Here is a 9357-nt window from a genome sequence, read left to right as displayed (position 1 = left end):
TCGCCCAAGGCAACAGTGGGATCCTCGCCGGCCTCTGGCCCTACGTGGGCCTGTTGATCCTCACCCTGCTGGCCCGCTGGGTTTTTCAAGCCTTGGAAGGGTATACCAGCCAGAAGCTGGGGCAGTTGATGACCCGCGACATCCGCAATGATCTCTTTGCCCACGTGCTGGCCCTGCCGGCCCAATTTTTCGATCGCACCCCGGTGGGCAAGTTGATCACCCGCATCACCAGCGATGTAGAAGCTCTGGGGGATGTGTTTTCCACCGGCGCGGTCGGCATCGTCAGCGACCTCTTTACCCTGGCGGTAATCGCGGTGGTAATGCTCAGCCAGCGCTGGGATCTGGGCCTGCTGCTGATCCTCATTGTCCTGCCGGTTAGCGCTGTGGTCATCGAGCTGCAGCGCCGCTTTCGCGATGCCAACTTCCGCGTGCGGGAAGAGCTCTCCAAGCTCAACGCCTGGATCCAGGAAAACGTCTTGGGCATTGCTGTGGTGCAACTGTTTCGGCGGGAGCGGCTCAACAGCGAGATTTTTCAAACCATCAACCGGCGCTACATCCAAGAGGTGGATCAGACCATCCTCTACGACTCTGCCCTTTCCGCCGTTTTGGAGTGGGTTGCCTGGCTGGCGGTGGCCGCTCTCCTGTGGGTGGGGGGGCAGCAGGTGCTGGCAGCCGGAGGGGGATCCCTGCCTTTGCCCCGAGACCCCCTCACCTTCGGCAGCCTCTACGCCTTCATTCTCTTTTCCCAGCGCTTTTTCAACCCCCTGCGCCAGTTGGCGGAAAAGTTCACCGCCCTGCAGGCGGGGTTCACCGCCGTGGAACGCATCGACCACATCCTCAGCCTGCCCGTCGCCATCCAGGATCCCGTCCAGCCGCGCCACCTGCCCCCAACGGCCAAAGGGGAGGTGCAGTTCGAGCAGGTCTGGTTTGCCTACAACCCCGGCGAGTGGGTGCTCAAAGACCTCAGCTTCACCATCCGCCCCGGCGAAAAGGTCGCCCTGGTGGGGCCCACCGGCGCCGGCAAAAGCTCCATCATCCGCCTACTTTGCCGCCTTTACGAGGTAACTCGCGGCTGCATCCGCATCGACGGCGTGGACATTCGCGATCTGCCCCAGGCCGAGCTGCACCGTCACCTGGGCGTGATCCTGCAGGACGGATTCTTGTTCTCTGGAGATATCCAGCAAAACATCACCCTGGGAGAGAAGGGCGAGCTGGCAGAAGTAGAGCGGGTGGCCCGCCAACTCCACCTGCACGAGTTCATCCGCGAGCTGCCCCAGGGCTACGCCACCCCCGTGCGGGAGCGGGGCAGCAACCTCTCCAGCGGCCAAAAACAGCTCATTAGCTTTGTGCGGGCCCTGTGGCGGGATCCGAAAATCTTGGTCTTGGATGAGGCCACCGCCAGCCTGGATGTGGGCACGGAGGCCCTGATCCAATCCGCCCTGGAAACCCTGCTACGGGATCGCACCGCCCTCATCATCGCCCATCGCCTCTCCACCATCCGCAATGTGGATCGCATCTTGGTTCTGCAGCGGGGGGAACTGAAAGAACAGGGATCCCACGCCGAGCTCATGGCCCGCAACGGCCTCTACGCCAAGCTCTACCGGCTGCAAGGTCTGGGCGGCTAGCGACCGGCACCAAAGCGAGACCCAAGCGCCCGCAGGGTGGTGAAGCTGGCGTCCGCAAGGGCAACTCGAGCTTTGCAGAGCAACAGATTGCCACTGTCCAGGGCAATGTCCTTTAAGCTGGCCAAACCATCGCCGGTTTGCACCAGGGCACGGCGGCCCCAACTGGAGAAATTTTTGCTGAGGGTGTTGATTAAGCGTTCCATAGGGATTGCCCACTCCGCTCCTGAGTCTCCTACTTAGCCTACTCCCCCACCCGCAGATGTCCACAAGCCCAAAAGATATCGAGAAAATTATTACAGATTGTTAAAAGCTTGCCGTCAAAGCGGCAGGCTGGCTATGATGGCCTTCAAGTTTGGCAAGCAACTCAGAAAAGCGGTTAGCCATGAATCATCGGCCAGAAGTAGTGGAAGGCACAGAGGTCAAGCAGAAGGTAACTCTGTATCTCTCACCTGACCTGTACCGGAATCTGAAGATTCGGGCTGCCGTGGAGCAAGAGCCAATGTCAGCGGTGGCAGAGAAGGCCCTCACCTTTTATCTGCTGCACCCAGAAGTTATCGAAGGCGTACAAGGCAGCGCCTACCGCGTCCATCGGTGCCCTGAGTGCGGCCATCGGTTTGTCATCCGCAACGGAGAGGTGGTTTCGCTGCACCAGCCATCGGCTGAGGAAGCCATTCTCGAAGAGGTGGAGCCAGAATACTGGGGATCGGCTGCCGGCTCGGAAGAGCAACGGCAAGATGCGTTGGTGCCCTGCTAAAACGCTTCTAGGTGGGCTCCTTTGGCAACTGAAGCTAGACAGGAGCAAACACCAGCACAAAAGGTTTCTAAGATTCACTCAACAAGGACATCTTCCCAAGCGCGATCCAAGCCCAAGCAACCCAAACTCCGTTTTTCTCCCTTTCTGTCGCTTTCCTTAGATTTCCCCTCTGCAGTTGGTGTTTCCCATGCAAGAGCTCAGCATCCTCATTCAAGCTCAATACCCACTGCTGTACCTGCTTACCCCAGAGGAGGAACGGGCGGAAGCGGCTCTGGCAGCGATTGCCCGCACCCTGAGGCCCCAGCGACGCCTATTCATCTGGACAGTTACCCACGGCATCATCGAATACGGCAACCCCCGCAGCCTCACCCAGCACAACACCCAATCTCCCCAGCCGGCCATCCAGTGGGTGATGGAGCAAAAGGATCCCGCCATCTGCGTCTTCAAGGATCTGCACGACTTTTTGGACAACACCGAGGTCAAGCGTTGGCTGCGCGATGCCATCGCCAGCTTGAAGGGATCCCACAAAACCATCTTGCTCATGTCGCCGGTGCAGGTGATCCCCGTCGAGCTGGAGAAAGACATTTGCGTAGTCGACTTTCCCCTGCCGGACATGGCTGCCCTGGAGCGCACCCTCAACCGGCAGTTGGAGCAGCTTCCCCGCGGCGGATCCGTAAGCCCTGAGACGCGAGAAAAGCTGGTCAAAGCGGCCCTGGGCCTGACGCAGGATGAGGCGGAAAAAGTTTACCGCAAGGCGGTGGTGACGCACGGTCGCCTCAGCGAGGCGGAGGTCGATATCGTTCTCTCTGAGAAAAAGCAACTGATCCGCCGCAACGGCATCCTTGAGTTCATCGAAGAAGATGAGACGATCGACGCGGTCGGCGGTCTGGAGGAATTGAAGCGTTGGCTGCTACAGCGCTCTGAGGCCTTTACCGAGCGGGCCCGTGCCTACGGCCTGCCTCAGCCCAAGGGGCTTTTGATTCTGGGGGTGCCCGGCTGCGGCAAGTCCCTGATCGCCAAGACCACCGCCCGTCTCTGGGGTTTGCCGCTGCTGCGCCTAGATATGGGCCGCGTCTATGATGGCTCTATGGTCGGCAAGTCAGAGGCCAACCTGCGCAGCGCCCTGCGCACCGCCGAATCGCTGGCACCGGCCATCCTCTTTATCGACGAGCTGGACAAAGCCTTCGCCGGCTCGGCAGGCTCTAGCGACTCCGATGGCGGCACCTCCAGCCGCATCTTTGGCTCCTTCCTCACCTGGATGCAGGAGAAGCGTTCGCCGGTGTTTGTCATGGCCACGGCCAACCGCGTAGAGCGCCTGCCGGGCGAGTTCCTGCGCAAGGGCCGTTTTGACGAGATTTTCTTCGTGGATCTGCCCAACATCAACGAGCGCATGGAGATCTTCCGGATCCACCTGAAGAAGCGGCGGCGCGACATCAGCCGCTTTGATCTGCGTCAGCTAGCAGCGGCCTGCGAGGGCTTCTCCGGCGCGGAGATCGAACAAGTTTTGATTGCTGCCATGTACGAAGCGTTTGCCCAGAACCGCGAATTTACGCAACTGGACATTTTGGCAGCAACGAAAGCAACTCAACCGCTATCTCGCACCATGACGGAGCAAGTGGTAGCGTTGAGGGAATGGGCCCAGCAGCGGGCTCGGCCTGCAGCAGCCTCTGTAGCCGAGTACCAGCGGCTGGAGTTCTAGGAGGAGTGAGAAGCCAGAGTTGCCTTGGCAGAGGCAAAAATGGCAAAACCCCCACTTTGAACGTTGCCCATTGTTTGTGTTGATGTTCCAAACCCTAAACACAGGAGAGAAACACCATGTCTCATTTTAGCACCTTGCGCACCAAGATCACCGATGGCCAGATTCTGGTTAACTCCCTGCGCGATCTCGGCTACACCGTCAAGATGAACGCCGATGTGCGTGGCTACAACGGCCAGCGTGTTCGTGCCGACATCGTGGCCCAATTGGAAGGCGACTACGATCTGGGCTGGTCCAAGAACCCCGACGGTTCCTACGACCTGATCGCCGATCTGTGGGGCGTGGCCAAGAAGCACAACCAAACCGAGTTGATCAACTCCATCAACCAGAAGTACGCCGTCAACAAGACCTTGGCCGAGGTGAAGCGTCCTGGCTTGAACAACGCCAACGTTAAAGTGGTGATGCACTAAGCCGGATCCAGTCTCGCCATTGCTGCGGCCATCTGCGCCGAGTAGAGCAAAAGAGGGGCTGAACTCAGCCCCTACTTTTTTGCTGCTTTTGGGTTGGATGAGCCGAGCAGGAACCTACACTACACTTCGCTGAGGACGGCAATGCCGGGCAGCTCTTTGCCCTCCAGCAGCTCCAGGCTGGCGCCGCCGCCGGTGGAAATGTGGGTCATTTTGTCGGCCAGGCCGACTTTTTCCACAGCCGCCACCGAGTCGCCGCCGCCAATGATGGTGATGGCCCCGGCCTGGGTGAGGTCGGCCAGGGTGCGGGCAATGGCTTCTGTGCCCGCGGCAAAGCGGTCGAATTCAAATACGCCCATCGGCCCGTTCCAGACTACGGTTTGGCACCCCTGCAGGGCAGCCTGGAAGGCTTTGACCGATTCGGGGCCGATGTCCAAGCCCATCCAGTCGTCGGGAATGGCGTGGATGGAAACCGTCTGGGCGTTGGCGTCTTTGTCAAACTTATCGGCCACCACCACATCCACCGGCAGCAGCAGCTCTACGCCCCGCGCTTTGGCCTTCTCCATCAGAGAGCGGGCCAGCTCCAGCTTGTCAGTTTCCACCAAAGACTTGCCGGTTGGGATCCCTTGGGCTTGGTAGAAGGTGAAGATCATGCCGCCGCCCAGCAGGAGCTTGTCCACTTTTTCCAGCAGCCGCTCAATGACGCCAATCTTAGTAGAGACTTTGGAGCCGCCGATGATGGCCGCCAGAGGTCGCTGGGGGTTCTCGATGGCGCCGGAGAGAAACTGCAGCTCCTTTTCCACCAGGTAGCCGGCCACGGCAGGCTGGAGGTAGGCGGTGACGCCGGCGGTGGAGGCGTGGGCGCGGTGGGCGCTGCCAAAGGCATCGTTGACAAACAAGTCGGCCAGCGAGGCCAGCTTGCGGGCAAATTCCGGGTCGTTGGCTTCCTCTTCCGGGTAAAAGCGAACGTTTTCCAAGAGGGCCACCTGTCCGTTTTCCAGGCGGCTGACCACGGCTTCCGCCTCAGGGCCAATGCAGTCGGGCGCAAAGGCCACCGGCTGGCCCAAGAGCTGGGAAAGACGGGTGGCCACAGGGGCGAGGCTATTGCCCTCGCGGGTGATCTGGAGGGCGCCGGTCTCTTTGTCTTTTTTGATGGGGCGGCCCAGGTGGCTGGTGAGGATGACCTTGGCCCCCGCCTGGGCCAGAGCTTGGATGGTGGGCAGCGAGGCGCGGATGCGGGTGTCGTCGGTAATGTTGCCCTGGGGATCCAGAGGGACGTTGAAATCGGCGCGCACCAGCACACGCTTGCCGGTCAGATCAAAGCCGGATGACAGCAGGGATCCCAGTGTTTGTTTGGCCATCATCGTCCCTCCCCCTGGAACCAAGAGAATCGCTTTTTTCTTCCGTATCCTACCAGGGATCGGATCCCGGCGGGAAACAAGTGCTCTCCGGGTTTTCTCCCCACCGCCGGTGGCTGGAGCGATTGTAACGGTTTGCAAATAGAATAGATAATGTTGCTCATTGTCATCATCATGCGTGTAGCCATTGCTGGAGGAGGGCTGGCGGGGCTGGCCTGTGCCAAGTATCTGTGTGATGCCGGGCATCAGCCGCTGCTGTTTGAGCGGCGGGATGTGCTGGGGGGGCTGGTGGCCGCCTGGAAGGATGCCGACGGGGACTGGATTGAGACGGGTTTGCACAACTTTTTCGGCGCCTACCCCAACACCTTGCAACTGTTCCGGGAGCTGGGTATCTCCGATCGCCTGCAGTGGAAGGAACACAGTTTGATCTTCAACCAGCCGGACAAGCCGGGCACCTACTCCCGCTTTGACCTGCCGGACATTCCCGCTCCCTTCAACGCCATTGTCGGCATCCTGCGCAACAACGACATGCTCACCTGGAGCGAAAAGGTGAAATTTGCCCTGGGCCTAGTGCCGGCCATGGTGCGGGGCCAGCGCTACGTGGAGCAGATGGATCGCTACAGCCTCTTAGAATGGCTGCGCCGGCAGGGCATCGATGAGCGGGTCAACACGGATATTTTTATCGCCGTCTCCAAGGCGTTGGCGTTCATCAACCCGGACGAGATCTCGGCCATGGTGCCCCTGACGGCCCTGAACCGCTTTTTGCGCCAAAAGGACGGCTCGAAGATCGCCTACCTGGATGGCGCCCCGCCGGAGCGGCTTTGCCAGCCGATGGTGGACTCCATCGTAGCCCGCGGCGGCCAGGTGCATTTGAATGCGGCGCTGCAGGCCATCGACCTCAACCCCGACGGCAGTGTAGCGGGCTTTCGCTTTCTCACCCCTGCCGGGCCGCTTCAGGTCACCGCCGACGCCTACGTCTCAGCCCTTTCGGTGGATGCACTCAAAGAGCTGCTGCCGGCCCGGTGGTGGGAACTGCCCTATTTTCAGCAACTGCGCGAGCTGGAAGGGGTGCCGGTGATCAGCCTGCAGATTTGGTTTGACCGCAAGCTCACCCACATCGACCACTCGCTGTTTTCCCGCTCGCCGCTCTTGAGCGTGTATGCCGACATGAGCAATACCTGCCGCGGCTATGCGGATCCACAGCGCTCGATGCTGGAGCTGGTGCTGGCCCCGGCTGCCGAGTGGATCGACCGCAGCGACGAGGAGATCTTCGCGGCCACGCTGGAGGAGCTCCAAAAACTCTTTCCCCAGCACCTCACCGGCCCCAACCCGGCGCGGGTGCGCAAATGGGTGGTGGTGAAAACGCCGCGCTCGGTCTATAAGGCCACACCGGGCCGGCAGCAATACCGTCCCACTCAGGTCACCCCCATCCCCAACTTTTTCTTGGCGGGCAGCTACACCCTGCAACCCTTCCTGGGCAGCATGGAGGGGGCCATCCTCTCCGGCAAGTGGGCAGCCGAGGCCATCAGCAAGGGGAGCCCATCCCCGGCGGCTGCGCTCTCAAGGTTGGCAACCGCAGGGGTTTGATCGCCTCATTTGGAGCAACCTGACTGTCGGGGCTATCCAGCCTGTCCGCTTTCCCGTAGTGTTGAGATGTGCCCTCGCTGTCCCCATCTGGCCCCGCGCCCCTGGAGATGAGCCCGATGAGTCCGCTGGAGCAATCTTTTGCCCTCTGCCGCCAGATCACGGCCAAGCACGCCAAGACGTTTTATTTGGGATCCCTGCTCTTGCCTCGACCCAAGCGGCGGGCCATCTGGGCCATCTATGCTTGGCTGCGGCAGACCGATGAGTTGCTGGATGGGCTGGAGGCCAGCCAGACGGCGGTGGAAGTCACCCGCAGCAAGCTGGAGCAGTGGGGATCCCATCTGGAGTCCTTGTTCCAGGGGGGGGAGCCGCAAGCCCCCACCGACCTGGCCTTGATCCACACCATCCACACCTACCGCCTCTCGATTGAGCCCTTCCGCGAGATGTTACGGGGGCAAAGCATGGATCTGGACACCCGGCGCTACGCCACCTGGGAAGACCTGCGGGTTTACTGCTACCGGGTGGCCGGGGTGGTGGGGCTGATGTGCTCGGAGATCATGGGGTTTGTGCCGGGTCGGGATGGCCGCGAGGAGGCGGTGGCCCTGGGGATCGCCATGCAACTGACCAACATCTTGCGCGATGTGGGGGAAGATGCCCGCCGCGGGCGGATCTATTTGCCTCTGGAGGACTTGCGCCGCTTCAACTACTCAGAGCGGGATTTGTTTAACTATGTCATCGACGAGCGCTGGATGGCCCTGATGGACTACGAGATCCGGCGAGCTCGAGAGCTCTATGCCCAAGCGGAACGAGGGATCCCTACCCTGCAGCCGGACTCCCGCTGGCCGGTGGCCGCTTCTTTGATGCTCTACCGGCAGATCCTCAACGCCATCGAGCGCAACCACTACCAGGTGTTTCGCACTCGGGCCTATGTGTCCACCCTGAGCAAGGCGCTGGCGCTGCCGGTGGCCTGGTGGCGCTCCAACTACTACGGCTATTAGTAGTGACAGCAAGCCGTTTCCCACTGCGGATCCCAGTGGGCAAGCCCCAAACCCGTAAAGAGCGAGGAAAACCTATGGTGATGCCCTATCGGCAAATCTGGGAAGACAGTTTAACCATCTTCTGGCGCGACTGGCTGGATCTGCGCGGGCGGGTCTGGCAGGTGGTGGCTTCGGGGCTGGTGGCCCCCCTCATCTACATCGTTGCTTTTGGGGTGGGGCTGGGCGGATCCCTGCGGGCCGAGGCCCTGGCTGACGTAGGCGGATCGACGGCGGCAGGTTCCTATTTACGCTTTATTTTGCCGGGGATGGTGGCTCTTTCGGCCATGACGATTAGCTTTGCCGGCACTACTTTCTCCATTTGTGGATCGCGGCTGTTTACCAAGAGCTTTGAGGAGCTGCTGCTCTTGCCGGTGCATCCGCTGGCGCTGCATTTGGGTAAGGTGTTGGCGGGCATTGCCCGCGGCCTGCTCACGGCCTTGGGAGTGTTGGCGGTGGGGGTGCTGGGGACAGGAGCCTGGGGCCTTCTTCATCCCCTGGCGCTGTTGGTGCTGCTTTTGGATTGCGCTGTCTTTGCCGGCATCGGGGTAATCGCCGGCTTAAAGGTGCCCAGCTTGGAGAGTGTGGGCGTGCTCACCAACTTTTTGATTACGCCCATGTCCTTTCTGGGGGCCACTTTTTTTGATCCCAGCCAGTTGCCAGGCTACCTACAGGTGCTGGTCTATTGCCTGCCCCTTTCCTACGCCAGCATCGGCATGCGGGCAGCCGCCTACCAGCCCCCTGCCCAGTTCCCCTGGTACACAGTGGCGGTGCTGGCGGGGTTGGCAACCCTTCTGGCCCTGGTGGGTGCCTACCTGTTTTCCCACCAGCAGGATTAG

Annotated in this window: 9 protein-coding genes; 7 read left to right on the top strand and 2 right to left on the bottom strand. The window is 60.9% G+C overall.

Translation table 11 applies throughout. The annotated features are described in order from the left end of the window. The coding region (locus NW844_RS08195) for an ABC transporter ATP-binding protein (protein WP_414334900.1) at positions 1-1625 on the top strand (1625 nt) is incomplete at its 5' end. Here NW844_RS08195 and NW844_RS08190 read toward each other — a convergent pair. Beyond that, a complete protein-coding gene (locus NW844_RS08190; protein WP_414334899.1) occupies positions 1622-1828 on the bottom strand; it encodes a hypothetical protein in 207 nt (68 codons plus the stop codon). The genes NW844_RS08195 and NW844_RS08190 overlap by 4 nt on opposite strands. Positions 1829-2007: 179 nt before the next feature. Between NW844_RS08190 and NW844_RS08185 the strand changes: the two genes are divergently transcribed. The 3 genes from NW844_RS08185 to NW844_RS08175 all read left to right on the top strand — a co-directional run bounded on the left by NW844_RS08185 (position 2008) and on the right by NW844_RS08175 (position 4545). Beyond that, on the top strand, positions 2008-2379 hold the full coding sequence (locus NW844_RS08185; RefSeq protein WP_414334898.1) for a hypothetical protein: 372 nt from the start codon (positions 2008-2010) through the stop codon (positions 2377-2379). Between the two features lie 187 nt (positions 2380-2566). Next, the gene (locus NW844_RS08180; protein WP_414334897.1) at positions 2567-4078 is read left to right on the top strand and encodes an AAA family ATPase; all 1512 of its coding nucleotides are present in this window, start codon (positions 2567-2569) and stop codon (positions 4076-4078) included. A gap of 116 nt (positions 4079-4194) precedes the next feature. Beyond that, complete coding sequence (locus NW844_RS08175) at positions 4195-4545, top strand: DUF1257 domain-containing protein (RefSeq protein WP_414334896.1); 351 nt, start codon at positions 4195-4197, stop codon at positions 4543-4545. 119 nt (positions 4546-4664) lie between these two features. Here NW844_RS08175 and NW844_RS08170 read toward each other — a convergent pair whose 3' ends face one another. Continuing rightward, positions 4665-5903 carry a phosphoglycerate kinase gene (locus NW844_RS08170; protein ID WP_414334910.1) on the bottom strand — a complete coding sequence of 413 codons (1239 nt, stop codon included), beginning with the start codon at positions 5901-5903 and terminating at the stop codon, positions 4665-4667. 171 nt (positions 5904-6074) lie between these two features. On the opposite strand from NW844_RS08170, the gene pds reads away from it, so the two are divergent. The 3 genes from pds (at position 6075) to NW844_RS08155 (ending at position 9357) form a co-directional block, all read left to right on the top strand. Further along, positions 6075-7487, top strand: coding sequence for a 15-cis-phytoene desaturase (pds, locus tag NW844_RS08165; RefSeq protein WP_414334909.1), 1413 nt, complete (start codon positions 6075-6077; stop codon positions 7485-7487). 116 nt (positions 7488-7603) lie between these two features. Further along, positions 7604-8482, top strand: a complete 879-nt coding sequence (locus NW844_RS08160) for a phytoene synthase (protein ID WP_414334895.1) — start codon at positions 7604-7606, stop codon at positions 8480-8482. A gap of 74 nt (positions 8483-8556) precedes the next feature. Further along, positions 8557-9357, top strand: a complete 801-nt coding sequence (locus NW844_RS08155; RefSeq protein WP_414334894.1) for an ABC transporter permease — start codon at positions 8557-8559, stop codon at positions 9355-9357.

Origin of the sequence: Synechococcus sp. H55.2 (genome assembly GCF_047462495.1) — a bacterium.
GTDB lineage: Bacteria > Cyanobacteriota > Cyanobacteriia > Thermostichales > Thermostichaceae > Thermostichus.
This window is presented reverse-complemented; position numbering and strand designations above follow the sequence as displayed.